The sequence below is a fragment of the Arthrobacter sp. efr-133-R2A-120 genome, from assembly GCF_030209835.1.
In the GTDB taxonomy this organism is placed as follows: Bacteria; Actinomycetota; Actinomycetes; order Actinomycetales; family Micrococcaceae; genus Arthrobacter.
Window position 1 is genome coordinate 30,623 of sequence record NZ_JARVRF010000010.1, and the last position, 20,526, is coordinate 51,148.

Annotated in this window: 19 protein-coding genes and 3 tRNA genes; 9 read left to right on the forward strand and 13 right to left on the reverse strand. The window is 63.4% G+C overall.

Translation table 11 applies throughout. The features are described 5' to 3' along the window. Positions 1 to 60: 60 nt before the first annotated feature. The 4 genes from QRN52_RS06525 to QRN52_RS06540 form a co-directional block, all read right to left on the reverse strand. Complete coding sequence (locus QRN52_RS06525) at positions 61 to 720, reverse strand: ATP-dependent Clp protease proteolytic subunit (RefSeq protein WP_078108671.1); 660 nt, start codon at positions 718 to 720, stop codon at positions 61 to 63. Between the two features lie 37 nt (positions 721 to 757). Further along, on the reverse strand, positions 758 to 1,387 hold the full coding sequence (locus tag QRN52_RS06530; protein ID WP_284751984.1) for an ATP-dependent Clp protease proteolytic subunit: 630 nt from the start codon (positions 1,385 to 1,387) through the stop codon (positions 758 to 760). A gap of 242 nt (positions 1,388 to 1,629) precedes the next feature. Then, positions 1,630 to 2,997, reverse strand: a complete 1,368-nt coding sequence (tig, locus tag QRN52_RS06535; protein ID WP_284751942.1) for a trigger factor — start codon at positions 2,995 to 2,997, stop codon at positions 1,630 to 1,632. 68 nt (positions 2,998 to 3,065) lie between these two features. Beyond that, a tRNA-Pro gene (locus QRN52_RS06540) sits at positions 3,066 to 3,140 on the reverse strand. A gap of 154 nt (positions 3,141 to 3,294) precedes the next feature. On the opposite strand from QRN52_RS06540, the gene QRN52_RS06545 reads away from it, so the two are divergent. Beyond that, positions 3,295 to 3,368: transfer RNA gene (locus tag QRN52_RS06545), tRNA-Gly, on the forward strand. Between the two features lie 86 nt (positions 3,369 to 3,454). Here QRN52_RS06545 and QRN52_RS06550 read toward each other — a convergent pair. The 3 genes from QRN52_RS06550 to QRN52_RS06560 form a co-directional block, all read right to left on the reverse strand. Continuing rightward, entirely contained in the window at positions 3,455 to 4,357 is a 903-nt protein-coding gene (locus QRN52_RS06550; RefSeq protein WP_284751943.1) for an Fpg/Nei family DNA glycosylase, read from the reverse strand. Next, positions 4,357 to 4,839 (reverse strand): ribose-5-phosphate isomerase, encoded by a 483-nt coding sequence (locus tag QRN52_RS06555; RefSeq protein WP_284751944.1) that lies wholly within the window; start codon positions 4,837 to 4,839, stop codon positions 4,357 to 4,359. The genes QRN52_RS06550 and QRN52_RS06555 overlap by 1 nt, the downstream gene beginning before the upstream one ends. A 136-nt stretch (positions 4,840 to 4,975) precedes the next feature. Further along, positions 4,976 to 5,977, reverse strand: a complete 1,002-nt coding sequence (locus QRN52_RS06560) for a hypothetical protein (RefSeq protein ID WP_284751945.1) — start codon at positions 5,975 to 5,977, stop codon at positions 4,976 to 4,978. Between the two features lie 136 nt (positions 5,978 to 6,113). Between QRN52_RS06560 and pepN the strand changes: the two genes are divergently transcribed. The 4 genes from pepN (at position 6,114) to QRN52_RS06580 (ending at position 10,605) form a co-directional block, all read left to right on the forward strand. Beyond that, complete coding sequence (gene pepN / locus QRN52_RS06565; protein WP_284751946.1) at positions 6,114 to 8,675, forward strand: aminopeptidase N; 2,562 nt, start codon at positions 6,114 to 6,116, stop codon at positions 8,673 to 8,675. Between the two features lie 100 nt (positions 8,676 to 8,775). After that, positions 8,776 to 9,255: an OsmC family protein gene (locus QRN52_RS06570; protein ID WP_284751947.1), complete on the forward strand. Its 480-nt coding sequence runs from the start codon at positions 8,776 to 8,778 to the stop codon at positions 9,253 to 9,255. Positions 9,256 to 9,401: 146 nt separating this feature from the next. Then, entirely contained in the window at positions 9,402 to 10,130 is a 729-nt protein-coding gene (locus QRN52_RS06575) for a mechanosensitive ion channel family protein (protein ID WP_284751948.1), read from the forward strand. A 1-nt stretch (position 10,131) separates the two neighbouring features. Continuing rightward, on the forward strand, positions 10,132 to 10,605 hold the full coding sequence (locus QRN52_RS06580) for a globin (protein ID WP_284751949.1): 474 nt from the start codon (positions 10,132 to 10,134) through the stop codon (positions 10,603 to 10,605). Between the two features lie 66 nt (positions 10,606 to 10,671). Here QRN52_RS06580 and QRN52_RS06585 read toward each other — a convergent pair whose 3' ends face one another. Then, entirely contained in the window at positions 10,672 to 11,346 is a 675-nt protein-coding gene (locus QRN52_RS06585; protein WP_284751950.1) for a DUF8185 domain-containing protein, read from the reverse strand. 63 nt (positions 11,347 to 11,409) lie between these two features. Here QRN52_RS06585 and tesB point away from each other — a divergent pair, with 63 nt between their 5' ends. Next, positions 11,410 to 12,315: an acyl-CoA thioesterase II gene (gene tesB, locus QRN52_RS06590; protein WP_284751951.1), complete on the forward strand. Its 906-nt coding sequence runs from the start codon at positions 11,410 to 11,412 to the stop codon at positions 12,313 to 12,315. A gap of 106 nt (positions 12,316 to 12,421) precedes the next feature. Here tesB and ettA read toward each other — a convergent pair whose 3' ends face one another. The 3 genes from ettA to QRN52_RS06605 form a co-directional block, all read right to left on the reverse strand. Further along, positions 12,422 to 14,104, reverse strand: a complete 1,683-nt coding sequence (gene ettA / locus QRN52_RS06595) for an energy-dependent translational throttle protein EttA (protein ID WP_284751952.1) — start codon at positions 14,102 to 14,104, stop codon at positions 12,422 to 12,424. 47 nt (positions 14,105 to 14,151) lie between these two features. Continuing rightward, complete coding sequence (locus QRN52_RS06600; protein ID WP_284751953.1) at positions 14,152 to 14,610, reverse strand: DUF6993 domain-containing protein; 459 nt, start codon at positions 14,608 to 14,610, stop codon at positions 14,152 to 14,154. A 202-nt stretch (positions 14,611 to 14,812) separates the two neighbouring features. Next, entirely contained in the window at positions 14,813 to 15,379 is a 567-nt protein-coding gene (locus tag QRN52_RS06605; RefSeq protein WP_284751954.1) for a single-stranded DNA-binding protein, read from the reverse strand. A gap of 218 nt (positions 15,380 to 15,597) precedes the next feature. Here QRN52_RS06605 and QRN52_RS06610 point away from each other — a divergent pair. Beyond that, positions 15,598 to 15,670, forward strand: a tRNA-Arg gene (locus QRN52_RS06610). Between the two features lie 758 nt (positions 15,671 to 16,428). After that, on the forward strand, positions 16,429 to 17,019 hold the full coding sequence (locus tag QRN52_RS06615; RefSeq protein WP_284751955.1) for a GNAT family N-acetyltransferase: 591 nt from the start codon (positions 16,429 to 16,431) through the stop codon (positions 17,017 to 17,019). Between the two features lie 32 nt (positions 17,020 to 17,051). Here QRN52_RS06615 and map read toward each other — a convergent pair whose 3' ends face one another. Continuing rightward, complete coding sequence (map, locus tag QRN52_RS06620) at positions 17,052 to 17,819, reverse strand: type I methionyl aminopeptidase (RefSeq protein ID WP_284751956.1); 768 nt, start codon at positions 17,817 to 17,819, stop codon at positions 17,052 to 17,054. Positions 17,820 to 17,954: 135 nt separating this feature from the next. On the opposite strand from map, the gene QRN52_RS06625 reads away from it, so the two are divergent. Next, complete coding sequence (locus tag QRN52_RS06625; RefSeq protein ID WP_284751957.1) at positions 17,955 to 18,632, forward strand: DNA alkylation repair protein; 678 nt, start codon at positions 17,955 to 17,957, stop codon at positions 18,630 to 18,632. Positions 18,633 to 18,640: 8 nt separating this feature from the next. Here the strand turns inward: QRN52_RS06625 and mptB are convergent, their stop codons facing one another. Next, complete coding sequence (gene mptB, locus QRN52_RS06630) at positions 18,641 to 20,260, reverse strand: polyprenol phosphomannose-dependent alpha 1,6 mannosyltransferase MptB (protein WP_284751958.1); 1,620 nt, start codon at positions 20,258 to 20,260, stop codon at positions 18,641 to 18,643. Positions 20,261 to 20,526: the final 266 nt, after the last annotated feature.

Below are 20,526 nucleotides of genomic sequence, written 5' to 3' on the forward strand. Positions count from 1 at the left end.
AAACAGAACGCCGATGCGGTCCATATTTCCTGAACCGCACCGGCGTCGAGTTTTGGCCAGTTACCTTGCGATCGCCTGGGGCTTGATCTTGCGGGAATCGAGCACCTGGTCGATCAATCCATAGTCCATCGCCTCGGCGGCGGTGAGGATCTTGTCGCGCTCGATGTCATTGTTGACCTGCTCCGAGGTACGGCCCGAGTGGTGGGCAAGCGTGTCCTCGAGCCACGTGCGCATGCGCATGACTTCAGCAGCCTGGATCTCAAGGTCCGAGGCCTGTCCGCCCTGGCCGCCGGAGAGCGCCGGCTGGTGGATCAGGACGCGGGCGTTCGGCAATGCGAGGCGCTTGCCGGGAGTGCCGGCGGCGAGCAGCACGGCTGCGGCGCTTGCGGCCTGGCCCAGGCAAACGGTCTGGATCTCAGGGCGGATGTACTGCATGGTGTCGTAAATAGCCGTCATGGCCGTGAACGAACCGCCCGGGGAGTTGATGTACAACGTGATGTCGCGGTCCGGGTCCGTGGACTCGAGCACCAGCAGCTGGGCCATGATGTCGTCTGCGGAAGCGTCGTCAACCTGCACACCGAGGAAGATGATGCGGTCCTCGAAGAGCTTCGTGTACGGGTCCTGGCGCTTGAAGCCGTAGGGCGTGCGCTCCTCGAATTGCGGGAGTACGTAGCGGCTGGACGGGAGATTACCGGCAGACCATCCAAAGTTGTAGTTCATTTTATTGCTCCTGATCTGAATGTTTCTTGGTGCCGGTTTACTTCTCGGAGTTCGAGGAGGCCTCGGAATTCGAGGAATTGGCCGTACCGCCGCCGCCGGCGACCGATCCCGCGTGGGCAGAGATCTTGTCGAAGAAGCCGTAGGCGAGGGCCTCGGTGGCCGTGAACCACTTGTCGCGGTCGTTGTCCTTGAGGATGGTCTCCACGGTCTGTCCGGTCTGTTCGGCTGTCAGCTCGGCCATGACCTTCTTCATGTGAAGGATCAGCTCCGCCTGGATCTTGATATCCGACGCCGTGCCACCGATGCCGCCGGAGGGCTGGTGCATCAGGATGCGGGCGTTGGGCGTGGCGTAGCGCTTGCCCTTGGTGCCCGAGGAAAGGAGGAACTGACCCATGGAGGCCGCCAGCCCGGTGGCAACGGTCACGACGTCGTTCGGGATGAACTGCATCGTGTCGTAAATGGCCATGCCGGCGGTCACGGAGCCGCCAGGAGAGTTGATGTACAGGTAGATGTCCTTCTCCGGGTCTTCAGCGGAGAGGAGGAGGAGCTGGGAGCAGATCGCATTGGCGTTTTCATCACGGACTTCGGATCCGAGCCAGATGATGCGCTCTTTCAGCAGGCGGTTGTAGATGTAGTTGTCCTGGGCCGCTGGATCGACGGTTGCCATCCTGGGCGCCTCTGCGTGCTGTGACATTAGTACTTACCTCTCGCTGGTGACAGGGCCATTGCTGAACTTGCCATCCCTGATCTTCACTACTTGGACACTAACCGTTTTCCACGGCGATTTGTTCTCCCAAATCGCACTGTTCGCTGACGGCGCACGATTGCGGAAGGGGTCGCTTTCCGCGCTCCCCGGGCTTAAACCAAGCCGCCCCCGGATCAAGGATCCGGGGGCGGCGAGAGTTGAAACTAGAACTTCACTGCAGCGGGGTCGTCGCTCGGAACAACAGCTGCTTCTTCGGCTTCCTCGACGGAGGCCTCTTCACCAGCGGGGCGCACGAAGTCGCTGAGGTCCACCTTGTTGCCTTCGGAGTCGACAACCTCGGCCTGGCCGAGGACAACTGCGAGGGCCTTACGGCGACGCACCTCGGAAACCATCATGGGAACCTGGCCGCTCTGATCGATGATCTGGGCGAACTGGTTCGGGTCCATGCCGTACTGGCTTGCCGTGCTGACGATGTAGTCGATCAGCTCGTTCTGGCTGACGCTCACTTCTTCCTTGTCGGCAATGGCGTCAAGGATGATTTCGTTCTGGAAGGCGCGGGCCGTGTTGGCCTTGACCTCGGCGCGGTGCTCCTCGGTGTCGTGCTCGCCTTCACCGTGGGCGTTCTCCGGGTTGAAGTGTGCTTCGAGCTGCTCTTCAACGACAGAGTCCGGAACCGGAACCTCGATGAGCTCGACGAGCTTGTCCAGGACCTTGTCGCGGGCTTCGACACCCTGGCCGACGACCTTGGACTCGGCGGCCTGCTTGGCAAGGTCTTCACGCAGTTCGGCAAGGGTGTCGAACTCCGATGCCAACTGGGCGAAGTCGTCGTTGGCCTCGGGAAGCTCGCGCTCCTTGACGGTCTTGACGACAACCTTGACCTGGGCTGCCTCGCCGGCGTGCTCGCCGCCAACCAGAGTCGTGTCGAAGATTGCTTCTTCTTCGGCCGAAAGGCCGGTGACTGCCTCGTCGAGGCCCTCAAGCATGGTGCCTGCGCCAACCTGGTAGGACAGGCCCGTGGCGGAGTCGATCTCGGCACCGTCGATGGTGGCGGTGATGTCGATGGTCAGGAAGTCACCATCGGCGGCCGGGCGGTCAACGGACTTCAGCGTGCCGAAGCGGCCGCGGAGCTCATCCAGGGCCTTGTCGACGTCGGCGTCGGAGGAATCCGCTGCGGCAACCTCGACCTTGATGCCGGCGTAGTCGGGCAGCTCAACCTCGGGACGGACGTCGATCTCGACCTGGAACTTCAGTTCACCGTCGGTCGAGGACGGGTCCGGAACCTCGGTGATCTCAACTTCGGGGCGGCTCAGCGGGCGGAGGCCGGCTTCCTGGACGGCAGCCTGGTACCAGCCGTTGAGGCCATCGTTGATGGCGGTCTCCAAGACGTAGCCACGGCCAACGCGCTGGTCAACCAGCTTGGAGGGAACCTTGCCCTTGCGGAACCCGGGAACCTGGATCTGCGAAGCAACGGTCTTGTAAGCGGCATCGATGCTCGGCTTCAGTTCCTCAAAGGGAACCTCAACGTTGAGCTTGACCCGCGTGGCGGTGAGGTTCTCGACAGCGCTCTTCACAGTCTAAGTACTCCTGGTTTTGTGGGATGGGGTTCTGCCGCGTCCCGGATCGGGACAGGCACACAGAGTCGGGGTGACAGGATTTGAACCTGCGACTTCCTGCTCCCAAAGCAGGCGCTCTAGCCAAGCTGAGCTACACCCCGTGAATGCACAGGACAGTCTACGGGCATCTCGGCGGAGAATGCACATTTGACACTTGGCCCCTGAATTAGGTTTAGTTATATCCGGCTTCAACAGCCACCGGAAAGATGTGCGGAACACTTTGTGATGTCCATAGAGATCCATGCAGTCTTGCCCGGGGACGTAGCTTAATGGTAAAGCCTCAGTCTTCCAAACTGATTACGCGGGTTCGATTCCCGTCGTCCCCTCCAGGAACGAAGGGCCCCTCGGCGAGGGGCCCTTCGTTCTTTCCTGGTGTTTGCGCCCGCCCGCGCCTGGTGTTTGCGCGCGCCTGGCGTCAGTTCTGGCAGCCGGGGCACCAATAGAGTTTGCGCGCACCAATCTCTGCCATCCCCACCGCCTCTCCGCATCGCCGGCACGGCTGTCCCTGCCGCTTGTAGACAAAGTGCGCGTCGCCGTCGAGCGCTTCCGCGTTCCCGCCGCTCCACAAAGCCGAAGGGGTCGTAACAATCCGCCCGTCACGGACACCGTCGGACATAGCCGCCACTGTGTCATCCCACAGACGTCCGCCGGTTTCGGCGTTCAGCGAGCTGCCGGGAGTCCAAGGATCAACGCCCTGGCGGAAGAGCACCTCCGCACGGTAAATGTTGCCGATACCGGCCACGATCGACTGGTCCATGAGGAGGAGCCCGACGGCGGTCTTGCGGCGCAGCAAGCGGCGGATGAACTCCTCGCGGTCGCCAGGGCGATTGTGCAGCGGATCGGGACCTAAGCGTGCCAGGACAGCCGCGGCCTCTGCCTCGGTGATTGCCGCGCACGTCGTGGCGCCCCTCAGGTCCGCCCAGCCGTTCTCAGAAACGAGTCGCACTCGGACGGCGCCCACCGGCTCGGGCGGACCCGCATAGCTGCTTCCGGGGCTCCCTGCGCCCGCATCATGTGAGAAGGTCTCGCGTTCGCCGATCCGCCGCGGCGCCCCGATGCTCGAGGCCCCGCGGAAGGATTCATCGCCACCGAAATTCCACGCACCGTAGAGACCCAGATGGACATGCAGGAGCATCCCGTGGTCAAAACGGAGGAAGAGCTGCTTGCCGTGCGCCGTCGCTTCAAGCAGCTCGTGGCGGTTCAATAGCGCCGCACCTGCGGTGAAACGGCCTTGGGGGCTGGAGAGCTCCAGCATTCGGCCGGCAAAAACATCCTGGAACTGGCGTGCCAGGCGATGGATGGAATGCCCTTCAGGCATTAGGCAACGATTTCGCCGGTGTTCTCGTAAGTGGCGATTTTTCCGATGCGGCGCACGTGGCGTTCGTCGTTGCTGAACGGTTCTTCCAGGAAAGCCTCGATCAGTTCTGTGGCTTCCTCAACGGTGTGCTGGCGGCCGCCGACGGCGACCACGTTGGCGTCGTTGTGCTCTCGGGCCAGTTTCGCAGTGGAGAGGTTCCAGGCGAGCGCGGCCCGGACACCCTTGACCTTGTTCGCGGCAATTTGTTCGCCGTTGCCCGATCCGCCCAGGACGATGCCCAATGCGTGAACGCCGGCCTCTTGGTCGGCGACCACGGCAGCGGCAGCATTGATGCAGAACGACGGGTAGTCATCAAGGGCGTCGTACTCCTTGGGGCCGTGGTCAACGACGTCGTAGCCCTTGGCCGTGAGGTGGCTTACGAGGTGGGCGCTGAGCTCCATGCCGGCGTGGTCCGTGGCAATGTGGACGCGGGGTGTGGTCACAGGAAGTCCATTCAGTCTGGCGCGCGAACGCGGCAAAGCCGGGCGCGGCGGTGAGGGATGCGGTTCCTAGGTTACTAGGACCGGACCCTGGCTCACCTCTTAAGACGAAGCCCCCGCGCCGGATACCTTCCGGCGCTCAACTGGCCGGAGGCTGTTCACCTCGCTGGGCACGCGCCGCGACGCGGTTCAGGATTCCCGCGAGCCGGTCCGCCGTGGCCGAGGTCCCGGCGCTGAACGCCACCCTGCGGCCGCTGACCTGACGGACGACGACGGCGGGACCGCTGCTCACGAGCATGGCCGTGGCTCCTCCGTGGTGCCGGAGTCCCCAGCCGCCAAAGTCGGCCGCCCTGACTTCCTGCGCGGCCGCGCCTGCGATATCAACGGCCGGCACCCTGAGGACCCGCAGAACGCCCGCGACAAAGACCTGCACCCCTCCCCTGTCCGCCCGGACGCGGACGAACAGGAAACACGCTCCGATGACGGCGACCATTGCCAACAATGCGCCCAACCACGGGAGCGCAATCGCGATCAACATGGCGGGGAACAAAGTGGCCACGCAAATCATCACGAACACCGAACTCCGCGCATGGACCCACAGCAACATGGAATCCTCCGCCAGGCCGGGGTCTTCCGTCCGGATTCGTTCGGCCTCGAGGGCGGCGTCGTCCTCAGGTGTCCAATGCGGGTCAGGCTTGAAAGCCATCATCATGACGACGCCCAGGGGCAACGCCGCACCCGCTCCCAACGCGAGGACCGTGGCATCAACGTGCGAGCTGCGGGCGTCGGCGAGGCCCGTTTGCCCCACGAGCCCGGCGGCAAGTACAGCGGTGATGAAGAGGGTCACCATGAGGCCCATGCCCATCATGACCCTGCGCATAATCACGGGCCGGGCAAGGGGAACCGCCTGGATGAACACCAGCCAGCCAGCCACGATCAGAAACCCTCCTCCGCCGAGAACGTAGGCGAGGAACGGCGCAAAGCTGACTCCGCCGTCGGCGTTCCAAGCGATGGCGACAGGATCCGGAAGGTTTTTGCGCAACATGAGTGCGCATACGCCAAATGCGCCAGCCAGCAGCAGCGGAAATGCCACCGCAAAGCGGAGTGCCCGGAGGTCCAACGAGTCGCGCATCTTTCCCATATTCCAACGCTACCCCGCGCCGACGACACTGTGATCGAGCTTCCTTGCCAAGCCGGGATCAAGTGAAAGAATGACTTCACAGCGCCGGCGCTGGCTGAAACCAACCGGCTTCTCGAAACCCTCTTGGAGGCAAACCTTGCCAGGCCTGAACCTGACGCGCGCCGAAGCCGGACAGCGCGCAGAATTGCTCACCGTGACCTCGTACGACGTCACCCTCGACTTGACGAAGGGCGCCACCGTCTTCGGCTCCACCACGGTGGTGAAGTTTTCCGCCGTCGAGGGCTCCTCGAGCTTTATCGACGCCATCACGGAGACCGTGCACAGCGTGACGCTCAACGGCACCGAACTCGATCCGGCAGCGGTGTCCGACGGCGTCCGCATCCAACTGGCCGGGCTCGCCGCCGAGAACGAACTCAGAGTAGTCGCCGATGCCCCCTACATGAACACCGGTGAGGGCCTCCACCGTTTCGTGGACCCCGTGGACAACGAGGTCTACCTGTACACACAGTTCGAGGTGCCCGATTCCCGCCGCATGTTCGCCGTGTTCGAACAGCCGGACCTCAAGGCCGCATTCACGTTCACGGTCACGGCGCCCTCGCACTGGGACCTGATCTCCAACTCGCCTACTCCGGTACCGGTGGAAACCACTCCCGGGGACGACGGCGGTGCCCGCTCCGTCTGGCATTTCGCCCCCACTCCCCGCATCTCTTCCTACGTCACTGCCTTGGTCGCAGGGCCGTACCAAACGGTCCGCAGCAAGGTCACCAGCTCCGATGGCCGCGTCATCCCGCTCGGGGTGTTCGCCCGCAAGTCCCTCATGCAGTACTTGGACGCCGACAACATCTTCGAACTGACCCGCCAGGGTTTTGAGTTCTTCGAGGCCCAGTTCGGATTCCCGTATCCCTTCGAGAAGTACGACCAACTGTTCGTTCCCGAGTTCAATGCCGGCGCGATGGAAAACGCCGGCGCGGTGACCATCCTCGAGGGCTACGTCTTCCGCGGCAAGGTCACTGACGCCCAGGTTGAACGCCGCGCCATCACCGTGCTGCACGAGTTGGCCCACATGTGGTTCGGAGACCTCGTCACGATGCGCTGGTGGAACGACCTCTGGCTCAACGAGTCGTTTGCCGAGTACATGTCCCACCTGGCCGCCGTCGAAAACACCGAATTCGACCGGGCCTGGACCACCTTTGCCTCGGTGGAGAAGTCCTGGGCGTACCGGCAGGACCAATTGCCCACGACGCACCCGATTTTTGCCGAGATCAACGATCTCCAGGACGTCGAGGTCAACTTCGACGGCATCACCTATGCCAAGGGAGCTTCCGTCCTGCGGCAGTTGGTTGCCTGGGTTGGGCCGGAACAGTTCATGGCCGGCGTCCGCGAATATTTCCAGAAGCATGCCTGGCAGAACACCGAGCTCGTGGACCTGATGAAGGAACTCGAAGCTGCCAGCGGCCGCGACCTGGACCAGTGGGGAAAGCTCTGGCTCGAGACCGCCGGCGTCAACACCCTCTCCCCCGAGCTCGAGGTCGACGCGGACGGAACCATCAGGTCTTTTGCGATCGTGCAGACGGCTATCGACGAGCAGCCCACGCTGCGACCGCACCGCCTCGCCGTCGGATTCTACGATCTCTCGGGCGAAGGCAAACTTGAGAGGACCCACCGGGAGGAGCTCGACGTCGACGGGCCCCGGACCGACGTCCCGGCCCTTGCCGGAATGGCGCGCCCGGGCCTTGTCCTGCTCAACGACGACGACCTCGCCTACGCGAAGGTGCGCCTCGACCCCGCATCCTTGGCCACCGCGAAGGCCCACCTGAAGGACTTCGCCGGCAGCCTGCCCCGCACCCTGGTGTGGGGCTCGGCCTGGGACGCGGCCCGCGACGGCGAAACCCCCGCCCGGGGCTACGCCGAGCTGATCCTGGCGAACATCGCATCCGAGACCGACTCCTCGGTGATCCAGACCCAGCTCCGCCAACTGGCCACCACCCTGACCTACTACGTCGCAGCGGAGCACAAGGATGCCGCCACGGTGGCCGCGGCGGACACACTGTTGGAACTCTCGAGGACCGCAGCTGCCGGATCGGACGCCCAGCTCCAATTCGTGAAGTCGTTTGCCTTGCTCGCCGCGAGCAGCTCCCAACTGGACACAATCCAGGCGGTCCTGGACGGCAGCACCGTCCTGGATGGCCTGACGGTTGACCAGGACTTGCGCTGGGAACTCCTCACGTCGCTGGTGGTTGGCGGGCGCGAGGGCCAGGACCGGATCGACGCCGAACTCGAGCGCGACCACACGGCCAATGGCCAGAACGCAGCCGCCTTGGCCACGGCGGCCCTTCCCACTCCCGAGGCCAAGGCCGCCGCATGGAAGAAGATCGTCGTCACGGGCGAGCTTTCCAACGCCATTCAAAGCTCCGCCGTCACCGGCTTCACGCGGGTGCTGGACACCTCCCTGTTGGAGCCATACGCCGAAGGGTACTTCGAGGCGGTCCCGGAGATTGTTGCCAACCGCACCCATGCGCTGGCCCAGCAAATCGTCGTCGGGCTCTACCCGGCGCAGCTGACCACGCAGGCCACGGTTGACCGCACGGACAAGTTCCTCGCCGAACTGCCGGCGGACAGCAGCGCCCTGCGGCGCATGATGCTCGAAAACCGCGACGGCGTTGCCCGTGCCCTCAAGGCCCGGGCGGCAGACGTCTAAAAACCTTCAGGTAAATCACCGTCAGGCCCCGGTTCCGATTCAATGGAGCCGGGGCCTGTTCGTGTGCCGCCCGCGAAAGCACCGCCGATAGACTTTCCGCATGAGCCTGGACGAACACCACTACTCCCTGACCGTGCGCTGGACCGGAAATCTGGGCACCGGGACTTCCACCTACCGCGGCTACACCAGGGATCACGACGTCGAAATCCCCGGACTGCCCGTCCTGAGGGGATCCTCGGACCCCACCTTCCATGGCGACCGTAGCCGGTACAACCCGGAACAACTGCTCCTCACCGCCCTTTCCCAGTGCCACATGCTGTCTTTCCTGCATGTCGCGGTCAAACACGGAGTGGTGGTGACCGACTACGTGGACCACGCCGAGGGCATGATGCGGCTCAATCGCGATGGCAGCGGCCAGTTCGAGAACGTCACCTTGAAGCCCCAGGTCACGGTTGCCGACCCGGCGCATATTTCCCTCATGGACGAATTGCACCATGAGGCCAACCAGGTGTGCTTTATTGCCCGCAGCGTCAATTTTCCCGTTCTGCATGAGCCAAGCACGACGGTCGCCGCCAGCTAGCCAGATGACAGGAAGGCTGTTCCGCCAAGAACGACGATGCGCATGCGGCCGCGTTACGGCGATAGGGTTGAGCGTGGACAGAGTGTTCAGCGCCCGGCAATAAAGGGCCCGGCGAACAATTGGATCCGTGAGGAGCATTCCCGCACATGAACGTCGCCTCGTCGACCGACAACATCGTGGCCGATGCAGCCAAGATCGATTTCGCGTCCATCTTCGTGACGCTGGGCATTGGGTTGGTGGTCTGGGTTGTGGCCCGGTTCATCATTCTGCGTATTACCCGCCGAGTGGCAGAGGGCACCAGCTTCTTCAAGAAACCGCATTTCAGGTGGGTCCAGCCGGCCTTCCGGGCGCTCGACCATGAACGGCGCGCCCAGCGCGCCCACACCATCGGATCACTGCTAACAAGCGTGCTGAGCGTCGTGGTGGTGGTCATCGTCATCATCTATGTCCTCAAATACCTGAATGTGGATATTGCCCCGCTGCTCACGAGCGTCGGTATTTTGGGTGTGGCCATTGGCTTCGGCGCCCAACAGCTCATCCGCGATTTCCTGTCCGGCATCTTCATCACCATCGAGGACCAGTTCGGGATCGGCGATGTGATCGTGACCACTGAAGTGATTGGCACGGTTGAATCCGTGGGCCTCCGAATCACACGGCTCCGGGCCGAAGACGGCGCCATCTGGTATCTGCGCAATGGAGAAATCCTGAGGGTGGGCAACCGCTCGCAAGGCGATTACGTGCCGGAGGACTCAGCCGTCCCGGAGGACGTTCCGCCTGCACCCCCGGGTACCGCCCCTGCCGAAACCGCTGCATCCGGTGCGCCCCAGACTTCAAAGGAATCCCTCAAGATTCGCGAGCAGAAAGCAGGTGAGTGAGATGAGCAGCCAGCCGGAATCCGCACCACCGCAGCCGGCCGAACGGCGGCAGTTGATGCAAAACGATCCGTTCAGCCAGCCTGCCTACACCGACAGCTTCTATGACGCCATCGGCGGCCACGAGACTTTCGTGAGACTCATCGATGTCTTCTACGACGGCGTCGCCGGAGATCCGTTGCTCCGGCCCATGTACCCGGAACAAGACCTCGCCCCGGCAAAGCGGCGGTTCCTCATGTTCCTTGAGCAGTATTGGGGCGGCCCGGGCACGTACAGCGAGGAACGCGGGCACCCCCGCTTGAGAATGCGGCACATGCCGTTCCAGGTGACACCCGAAGCCAAGGACCGCTGGCTCTTCCACATGCGCGCGGCAGTGGATTCCCTCGAATTGTCGCCGCTTCATGAAGGCACGCTGTGGGACTACATGGAACGGGCTGCGCTCACGATGGTCAACAGCCCGTCGGTCCAGCAGCCCTGAGGCTTGTAGGCGAGCGGCTGCGTAGCCATGGGACTGGCCCGGGATTGGGCCAGTCCTGGCTCAGGTTCAGCGGGCTTGGAAGGCCAGGCCTGATCCGGATCGTGCCAGGATGTGGCCCCGGCTCCCGCTGAGCCGGAACCAACGTCCGTTGCGGAAGAGCCGGTGTTCGCCGTCACCAAGGAAGCCGAGCGCCAAGGCCGCGAACGCCGCCCCTGCGGGCACGCCGTCGAGTCCCGGAATCTCCCGGCCCCACACCGCGGCCCTGGCATTGTTGACGATCAAGGCGCCAGGCTGTTCCGGAACAATCCCGGCCACCTCGGCAATGCCGGCATTCGCGACGGCCTTGAGTTCGGCGTCGGGCACTGAACCCAGCGGCTCCCAGCCGCTGCGGGGCGCCCCGACTCCAGCCCAGGATTCGGAAACGGTCGACGGCGGGATCGGAAGTTCGGCGTCGTCGGCACCGGAACGCGCCAAGCGGTCCAGGACCGAGGACAGGGTCACGGTGACGTCCGCATGCGCGTCATCGGCGAGGGCGGTGGTCCGTAGCCCGAGAATGGTCGGCGTCGCTTCGCCCAGGAGGCGGGGCCTCAGGACGCACACATATGCAGCCAGGACGCGGCCGGAGGCTTGCAGCCGGATGGCGCCATCGTCGATGCTCTTGGCACGCGTGACATAAGTGCGGAGATCCGCCAGATCACGGGGATCGACGAAATGGAAGGACTGGGTCAATACATCGGACACATCATCGACTCTACCGGCATGTCCGCGGTTGAGAGGGGTCAGGGTGGCGTCTAGAGTCGAACCATGACTGACGCGCACGCCGGCCTGGAACATCAGGTTGCCCTGGAGGGCCCCACATCCACCCTCATCGAGTTGCTGTCCCTGGCCGACTTCGACGGCGCGAGGACAGCCGAGGACATCTTCCTTGGGCCGTCCCAGAAACAGCCGCGCCACCGGGTATTCGGCGGGCAGGTGCTCGCCCAGTCGCTCGTAGCCGGTATGCGCACCGTAGAGGAAGACCGGACCGTCCATTCAATGCACGGCTATTTCCTTCGTCCGGGGGACGCCAACCAGCCGATCACTTTCAGTGTTGAACGGCTTCGTGATGGACGCTCATTCTCCGCGCGTCGGGTGCACGCTTATCAAGAAGGCCAACCGATCCTGTCGATGATCGCTTCCTTCCAGACCGAAGCGGAAGGCGTGGAACACCAATCCTCCATGCCGGCCGGAATCCCGGACCCCGAAACACTGCCGAGCACCGCCGAACTCCTCCAGAAGTACGACCATCCACTCGCCCGCCACATGTCGTTCGAGCGGCCCTTCGATGTCCGCCACGTAGACCCCGCGCTCTACGTCGAAGCGCCCAAGGACCGGGTAGCCAGCAATGCCGTGTGGATGAAGACCTTTGGCCCGATGCCGGACGATCCCAACCTCCATCTGGCCGCCCTGGCCTACGCGAGCGACTACACCATCCTGGAATCGGTGCTGCGCAAGAACGGATTGAGCTGGATGACGCCCGGCATGAGCGTGGCGAGCCTTGACCATGCCATGTGGTGGCATCGTCCCGTCCGCGTGGACGAGTGGTTGCTCTACGTGCAGGAGTCCCCCAGCGCCCAAGGCGCCCGCGGACTGGCCACCGGCAAGATCTTCAGCCGTGATGGCCAACATGTCGCCACGGTGGCGCAAGAGGGCATGCTCCGGATCCCGTAGTCGCTACTCGAGTAGCTACCACAACTCGGCCGAGATTCTGCGCAGCAAAGAAGGCCGGCGCCACGGGAGAATATCCAGGGCGCCGGCCCTCTTTGGAGCAATCCGCTTAGTCGCGGGTCAGCTTGCGGTGCGTGACACGGTGCGGCTTGGCAGCGTCTGGACCGAGGCGCTCCACCTTGTTCTCCTCGTAGGACTCGAAGTTACCCTCGAACCAGTACCACTTCGACGGGTTCTCCTCGTCGCCTTCGTAGGCCAGGATGTGGGTGGCAACCCGGTCGAGGAACCACCGGTCGTGCGAGACCACGACGGCGCAGCCGGGGAACTCGAGCAAGGCGTTCTCAAGACTGCTGAGGGTTTCGACGTCGAGGTCGTTGGTGGGCTCGTCAAGAAGCAGGAGGTTTCCGCCCTGCTTGAGGGTCAGTGCCAGGTTCAGGCGGTTACGCTCACCACCGGAGAGCACGCCGGCCTTCTTCTGCTGGTCCGGTCCCTTGAAGCCGAAGGCCGCGACATAGGCGCGGGACGGCATTTCAACATGGCCGACCTGGATGAAGTCCAGGCCGTCTGAAACGACCTCCCACAGGGTCTTGTTGGGGTCGATGCCGCCACGGCTCTGGTCGGCGTAGGAGATCTTGACCGAGTCACCGATCTTGAGGTCGCCACCGTCGAGCGGTTCCAGCCCGACGATGGTCTTGAACAGCGTGGTCTTGCCGACACCGTTAGGACCGATGACGCCGACTATGCCGTTGCGGGGCAGCGTGAACGAAAGCCCGTCGATCAGGGTCCGGTCTTCGAAGCCCTTCTGCAGGTTCTTGGCTTCCAGGACCAGGCCACCCAGGCGCGGTCCCGGCGGAATCTGGATTTCCTCGAAGTCGAGCTTCCTGGTGCGGTCAGCCTCGGCTGCCATTTCCTCGTACCGGGCCAGACGGGCCTTCGACTTGGTCTGGCGGCCCTTGGCGTTGGAGCGGACCCATTCGAGTTCCTCGGTGAGGCGCTTGGCCTGCTTGGCGTCTTTCTTGCCCTGGATTTCGAGGCGGGCGCGCTTCTTCTCCAAGTACGTGGAGTAGTTGCCTTCATAGGGGTAAAGACGGCCGCGGTCCACTTCACAGATCCACTCGGCGACGTGGTCGAGGAAGTAGCGGTCGTGGGTGATGGCGAGGACGGCACCGGGGTAGGAAGAGAGGTGCTGCTCGAGCCACAGAACGCTTTCGGCGTCCAAGTGGTTGGTGGGCTCGTCAAGGAGCAGGAGGTCAGGCTTCTGCAGCAGGAGCTTGCAGAGCGCCACGCGGCGGCGCTCACCACCTGACAGGACCGTCACGTCGGAGTCGCCCGGCGGGCAGCGGAGTGCGTCCATGGCCTGCTCGAGCTGGGAATCGATGTCCCATGCATCTGCCGCGTCGATGGCTTCCTGGAGGTGGCCCATTTCCTCCAGCAGCGTGTCGTAGTCGGCGTCCGGGTTGGCCATTTCCTCGGAGATCTCGTTAAAGCGCTGGATCTTCGAGTAGATCTCGCCCACGCCTTCCTGGACGTTGCCCAGGACGGTCTTTTCCTCGTTCAGGGGCGGCTCCTGCAGGAGGATGCCCACGGAGTAGCCGGGGCTGAGGCGGGCTTCGCCGTTCGACGGTGTGTCGATGCCAGCCATGATCTTCAGGATCGTGGATTTGCCGGCTCCGTTCGGGCCAACGACGCCGATCTTCGCGCCAGGGAAGAACGACATGCTGACATCGTCCAGGATTAGTTTTTCGCCAACGGCCTTGCGAGCCTTGGTCATCGTGTAAATGAATTCCGCCATGCCGTTAAATCTAATGGGTGGCAAGGCATAACTCACATTCGGCCCTGCTAGCGGGAATCCCCGACGAAGCATTTGCCGCTGGCCAAGACGGGCAGGACCGACACTGAAACCTGGCCGTCCCTGATCTCGCCCATGACACAGTCCTTGTCCAGTTTGGCCGCGGCCTCGATGGCGTCGACATCCAGTCCGGTCGGCGTCTTGCTCGCGGATACTTCCACAGCGGAGGCTGGGATGCCGGCCGAAACGAGCTGCGATCGCAGTGCATCTTGTGCCGGTTTGGGGGTTGCCGCGGCAATGGTTTTGAGTACGGTCTCCATGGTCTGCTTCAGGGCGGCAGTGCCCGGGCTGAGCGAAGCCGATGCCGATGGGTTCCCGGCACTGGGTGGAACAGCGGCAGTGGCGCTGGCTGTACCCGATGGGGCAGGCGATGAAACCGGCGCGCTTCCTGACACCACGGGAGCAGGCGCCGTGCAGCCGGCCATCATTCCGGCCAGGAGTAACGGCACTGCAAGCAGCAAACCTGGGCTTCCGGCCGCGTGGCGGCGTCCTGATGGTTTTCGCGGCGTTCCCCTGCTCATCACCCGGCCATTCTGCCATGCGGCGCGCCCCCTGCTGCGCCGCACGGCGTCCGCGGATGCCCGCGACGTTCCCTGTTTGGGGCGCCGGCGTCATTTCAGGCCTCGCGTCCTTTCAGGCCGTGGCGTCATTTCAAACCTTGGCGTCCACAAGTTCTCCCGTCTCAGTATCAACGAGAACCGACTCATCACCTTCTCCGGCCGAAACAATGACTCCCCGCTCGGCTGCGGTACTGCCATCCTCGTCGTCATCGGGTCCGTCCTCCCCATCGTCCTCCGCAGAAGGCCACGGGTTCTCCGGCTCCACCTCAGGGGCCGCAGGCATGCCCTGCGGGCTGGTGTTACCGGTGGTCCGGATGAAGTTCGCCGAGCCCCACATGAGGTCGTGACCCACCGACTCGGCGACGATTTCGGCGACGTGGTAGATCTTGCCGTCGTGTTCCCATTGCCTCAACTTCAGTTTCCCGACGACGATGACCCGCTGGCCCTTCTTGACGCTGCATCCTATGTTTCCCGCGAGATGCCTGAACGCCTGGACGCTGAACCAATTGGTGTTGCCATCCACCCAGACATCGTTGGCGCGGTCGAACCTGCGCTCCGTGGAACCCAACCGGAACGAGGCCGTTCCCGTTCCGCCCGGAGTCGTCGAACTTTTGGGTTCCGTGGCGACGAATCCCCGGACAGTGATGATGTCGTTCATGGTGTAGTCCTAACGTGAGTTGAGTTGTCTGTCTGGCTCTTTCAGCTTCACGGGCCGCGCAGATCCGCGGCAGTATGGACTTCGCGTATGTGGATAGCCAGCCCGAATGGCCGCCTGTGGGGGAAGAGTCACGGGTTGAGGGTGGGCTGACTGCACAGGCAGCCGCCGCAATGTAAACTCTTTGTGGCGCCTCAGCCACGACCGTGCGTGCGTCGCATGCCTCGGTAGCTCAGAGGATAGAGCAGGAGCCTTCTAATCTCTTGGTCGGGGGTTCGATTCCCTCCCGGGGCACACAGAGAGCGGCTCTGACCTGCGGAAACGTAGTTCAGGGCCGCTCTTCTCGGGTTATAGGACAAAACGTGTGTAAATCCCGGGCGCGTCATGTCCGTCCGGGAATCCTCTTTCGCTCGGATGTCGGATTCTGCTCAATAATTCGAATAGACAAATTCCGGGCCCACGGAATCACAGGAGCGGCAACTTCGGCGAAGAGAATGATCCAGCAGAATCCGACGGCGGCCATGTTCGTTCGCCAAGATATACCGCCTCTTGAGCTCGTCCAGCATCGGCTGCTTGGTTAACGTCAGCTGCGCAAGAGCCCCGAAAGTCGAGTAAGGACCACTCGCGACGGTGTTTACGAGCCAATCTAGTGTTTCGCTGAGGATCCATGCCGAGCCGCATAGACCGGACTTCAACGACCGAACGCAGACAACCGACGACCTGAGACTGGTGAAGAACATGGACGGAGAACAATGGATCTGGGTCATTGCGGTGCTGGCGGGCGCGGCGTTGGTCGCTCTAATTCCGGTCTTTGGGCGATCCGCGGCGCCCAAAAATCAGAAGCCACTTGCCAAACACCGCGAACACCACGCCGGAATCAGGCGGGCGGCTAGACCGACGGCGGGATCGCGCAGCCGGCCAAATGAGCCCGGACCAGTCGATCCGGACGGGGTTAACTTTGTCACCGACCCCACGCAGCACTAGGTGACGTCAGGGATAGCCGGCGGCGCCGCAACCCAGGCCTTGGCACTCGCTGGTTCTAGGCTGTTCCCATGGTCCTGAACTTCGTTTCCGCAGCCATCACCACGGGCCCCGCAACCTGGCCCGATGTCGAAAAGCTCTTCGGCGTCCGTGGCGAACCTTCCCGCTGTTGGTGCCGATGGTTCGCCCTCACCGGTCAGGATTGGAAGGCCACTCCCCCAAAGACGCGGAAGGAACAGCTCAAGGACAAATTCGACGGCGGCCCCGAACCTGGAGTCCTCGCGTTCCGAGGCGGCGAAGCAGTGGGCTGGTGCGCGGTCGAACCGCGCCAGTCTTATCCGCGCATCGAACAATCCCAAGTTCTCAAGGCCGAAGGAGGGGGCGCCCCGGAAGGCACGGGAGTTTGGTCGGTGAGTTGTTTCGTGGTTTCTCCCGGCCACCGCCGGAGCGGGGTGGCTGCGGCATTGCTGGACGCCGCCGTCGGGCATGCCTTCGCGCATGGCGCCGAGATCGTGGAAGGCTACCCCGTCGATCCCTCGCTGCGGCCCAAGGCCGGTTCCGCCGATCTCTACCAGGGAACTGTGAAGTTGTTCGGGGCGGCTGGCTTCTTCACGCTTTCCACAGCAGTGCCCGGAAGGGCGGTCATGCACCTGCGGCGCTGATTTTCCGGGCCCCGCAGGCCGAAACAACCCAGCTAAGGCAGTGTCAGCACAACCGGGCCGTCTGCGGTGATCGCCACGGTGTGTTCGCTGTGCGCCGCACGGCGGCCGTTGGCCGAGCGCAGGGTCCACTGGTCGTCGTCGTGGTAGTAGTCGTCGCTGCCGCCCAGGATCAACATCGGCTCGATAGCGATCACCAGGCCCTCCACAAGCTTCACGCCACGGCCTGGCCGCCCGATGTTCGGCACGTTCGGCTCTGCATGCATGGTCCGGCCAATCCCGTGCCCGCCGTGATCGGCAAGGATCCCGTAGCCGCTGCGCTTGGCTTCCCCGCCGATGGCGTACGCAAGATCGCCCATCTTGTTTCCGATCCGGGCAGCCTCGATTCCGCGGGCGAGGGCGGCGTCCGTGGCGTCGATCAATTCCTGGTCCACCGGATCCGCAGTGCCCACAATGAAGCTGACTGCTGCGTCCCCGCACCATCCCTCCACGAATGCCCCGCAATCGACGCTCAACAGATCGCCGTCCTGCAAAACATATCCGTCCGGGATGCCGTGCACCACGGCGTCGTTGACGCTCGTGCAAATGACGCCTGAAAAGGGCGTGGACGCCCACCGCGGACGGTAATTCAGGAACGCCGGCTTGGCTCCGGCGGCCTCCATGAAAGCGGCAGCAACGTCGTCCAGCTCCTTGAGCGACACCCCGACTCCGGCATGCGAACGAACCGCCGAAAGCGTATTGGCAACCACTCTTCCGGCTTCGCGCATGAGCGCAATCTCTTCCGGCGTCTTCACCGTGGACATGAGGGCCTCCAAGCATGAGGAACAAGGGGCCGGATCGGCCACCGGACTAACTCTTCCATCCACTCTATGGGCGTCATCATCCCAGTCAACCGGGTGGCGCGTCCGAGCCGCCTTCGGGTGTCCTAGAGTCGCGGTATGGAACACCGAAGAATCGCCATCATCCGGAAACGCCTGCAGGCAGAGGCGGACTCGGACCGTGCGAAGGCGGCGCAGGCGTACATGAAATCATCCATGCCTTCGCTCGGCGTCAGGGTCCCTGCAGTCCGTCGCGTAGTCCTCGCGACCGCGAAGGAACTCCCCTTCGGGTCCGCTGCCGAACTTCGGGACGATGTCCGGCTGCTGTGGCGGGAAGCTGCATGGCGGGAAGAGCGCTATGCGGCCATCGACCTGACCTCCACCAAGTCCGTGGCCAAGGATCTGGAGATGTTGCCTCTGTACGAAGAAATCATCCGGACAGGCGCATGGTGGGACTTCGTTGACGGTGTCTCCGACCGTATTTGCGTCCTTCTGCAACACCATCGGAGCACGCTGACCCCGCTCTTGCGGACATGGGCGCGCGACGAGGACCTCTGGATCCGTCGCGCCGCCATCACCTCCCAGCTCAAGGCAAAGTCGGCCACCGACCAGGAACTTCTGGCCGCTGCACTCGACGCCAACCTGGCCGACAAGGAGTTCTTCATCAGGAAAGCAATCGGCTGGACGCTGCGGGAGTATGCCAAGACCGATCCTCAATGGGTACGGAGCTACGTGGAAACCCGACGGGCCAGGCTGAGCCCTTTGTCCCTACGTGAAGCGACGAAACACCTCGGCTGAATCCGGGTTCAGGACTTCGGTTTGAGCTTGAGCTTCAAAATCCCGCGACGCGGGCGGAACAGCACATGCGTCTTCTTGTCAAAGAACACGAGGTAGGCGATGAAGGAGACCGCGATGGCGATGGCCACTCCGCGCACCACCTCAATGGGGATCCACTGGAAGACACTCAATTGGTCTGTGAGCGCAATGAGGGTGAAGAACGCTGTCAGATAGAAGACCGTCCGGAGCTGGGGGCCGTCTGCGATGCCTGTCACCGTAAAGAACACCAGTAGCCACACCATGTACCAAGGCTGGATCACCGGCGCCAAGACGACGACGGCTGCGAAGGCCCAGGCCATCCGGCGAAGCACGGTCTTGTTGAACTCCGATTCGTCCTCGAGGGGCGCGGGCAGTCCGAATCCGCGGCCAGGCGTCCGTACGGCAAGCCAGACGATGGCAAGCGCCGAAACCGCCGTTCCGGCGGTCTGGATGACGTCCGTTACGGGAACGCCGGGGCCACCGAAGAGTCCGACGGCGAGCCCCACCGTGTGGGCCAGCAAGCCCACCGGCGCGTACCAGATCCAGACGGCGCCGGGAGTCTGCAGGGCGCCAAGCCAACCGAATCCCAGGCCGTTCACCAATCCGGCGGCCGCCAGGAGCCCCAGGGACAAGCCCAACGTGGCCGCCCAACAGATCATCCTGCGGCCCCAGCCGGCACGGGCACCAGCCCACAGCAGTCCGGCAAAAGGCAAGGCAATCAAAGTAATCGGCTTGATGGCGATCGAGGCCGTGATCAGCACGATTCCCAGCACGGGTCGTTTGACCGAGGCGAAGTACAGCCCGGCAACAACCAGTCCCAACATCAAGGAGTCGTTGTGCGCGCTGGCGATGAAGTTGATCAGGAGAACCGGGTTGAGGACCCCAAGCCACAGCGCCCGCTCCGGATTGACGCCGTGGAGCGCAGCGAGGCGGGGAACGTAGACAGCGAGCAGTACGACCCCGGCGAGGGCAGCCAGACGGAAGGGAATCAGCGCAAGCTCGGGGACGCTTGCGCTCACCCATACGGCACCCTGTTCAATCCAAAGCCACAGCGGACCGTAAGGCGTCGGTGCTTCCGTCCACAATTTGTCGGGTCCGAGCGAAAAGTAGTTGCTCAGGGCCGAGATGCCGTTGGTATATGGGTTCAGGCCCTGCTCCATGAGCCGGCCCTGGCCGATGTAGGCGTAAGCATCCCTGCTGAACAACGGCAAGCTGAACATCATCGGGACTGCCCACATCCACAATGCCCGCCGAAGGACAGGCCGCGAGGAAGGGTTCCATCCGCCGATCCGCTGGGCAATGCGCAGCCACGAGCGCAGGAGCAGGAGTGCGCCAAGGCAGAGCATCACGGTGCACAGGATCACACCAACCGGCGATGTCCTGGCCATGATGAAGAGGGGCGTCCGGATCAAGGCACTGCTGCTGGCCAGCCAGCCGACGCCGACCGATCCTGCCACCATGAGCAACGACCCGACGAACCCTTGGAGGACCGCTGTCCTTGCCGCTTTGGCTATGACAGTGCCGTGTGGCGGGACGGTGGAATCGCCAAGCGCCTCTGGATGAGCCAACGAACTCCCCACCTCACGCTCACGAAACTTCGACGTCACCATCAAACAAAATCCTGTCCGGTTTCCTGCCGCATCCGGGCCAAAGTGGCACTGCCGGTTGCCATGGATTATTGCAACTGTAGCATCGCCACCCCTGGCTTCCCGGGGCCAGCCGGACCATCGGTCGGCCCGCGAAAGTGGCCTGAGATAGGATGGATGGGGCTCTGGTTTGATGCCGCAGACCCACAGCCACGCTGGTTCCGCTCGAAATTCAATGGAACCGATGTTGTCTGGAGCGGCTCCGGCCGCTGCGCCTTACGGCACCCTGT

What these genes read in the sequence shown, in the direction of transcription:
- QRN52_RS06525 (WP_078108671.1), bottom strand. Translation starts at nt 720, where the DNA reads ATGAACTACAACTTTGGATGGTCTGCCGGTAATCTCCCGTCCAGCCGC.
- QRN52_RS06530 (WP_284751984.1), bottom strand. Translation starts at nt 1,387, where the DNA reads ATGGCAACCGTCGATCCAGCGGCCCAGGACAACTACATCTACAACCGC.
- QRN52_RS06550 (WP_284751943.1), bottom strand. Translation starts at nt 4,357, where the DNA reads ATGCCTGAAGGGCATTCCATCCATCGCCTGGCACGCCAGTTCCAGGAT.
- QRN52_RS06560 (WP_284751945.1), bottom strand. Translation starts at nt 5,977, where the DNA reads ATGGGAAAGATGCGCGACTCGTTGGACCTCCGGGCACTCCGCTTTGCG.
- QRN52_RS06570 (WP_284751947.1), top strand. Translation starts at nt 8,776, where the DNA reads ATGAGCCTGGACGAACACCACTACTCCCTGACCGTGCGCTGGACCGGA.
- QRN52_RS06575 (WP_284751948.1), top strand. Translation starts at nt 9,402, where the DNA reads ATGAACGTCGCCTCGTCGACCGACAACATCGTGGCCGATGCAGCCAAG.
- QRN52_RS06580 (WP_284751949.1), top strand. Translation starts at nt 10,132, where the DNA reads ATGAGCAGCCAGCCGGAATCCGCACCACCGCAGCCGGCCGAACGGCGG.
- tesB (WP_284751951.1), top strand. Translation starts at nt 11,410, where the DNA reads ATGACTGACGCGCACGCCGGCCTGGAACATCAGGTTGCCCTGGAGGGC.
- ettA (WP_284751952.1), bottom strand. Translation starts at nt 14,104, where the DNA reads ATGGCGGAATTCATTTACACGATGACCAAGGCTCGCAAGGCCGTTGGC.
- QRN52_RS06605 (WP_284751954.1), bottom strand. Translation starts at nt 15,379, where the DNA reads ATGAACGACATCATCACTGTCCGGGGATTCGTCGCCACGGAACCCAAA.
- QRN52_RS06615 (WP_284751955.1), top strand. Translation starts at nt 16,429, where the DNA reads ATGGTCCTGAACTTCGTTTCCGCAGCCATCACCACGGGCCCCGCAACC.
- map (WP_284751956.1), bottom strand. Translation starts at nt 17,819, where the DNA reads ATGTCCACGGTGAAGACGCCGGAAGAGATTGCGCTCATGCGCGAAGCC.
- QRN52_RS06625 (WP_284751957.1), top strand. Translation starts at nt 17,955, where the DNA reads ATGGAACACCGAAGAATCGCCATCATCCGGAAACGCCTGCAGGCAGAG.
- mptB (WP_284751958.1), bottom strand. Translation starts at nt 20,260, where the DNA reads ATGGTGACGTCGAAGTTTCGTGAGCGTGAGGTGGGGAGTTCGTTGGCT.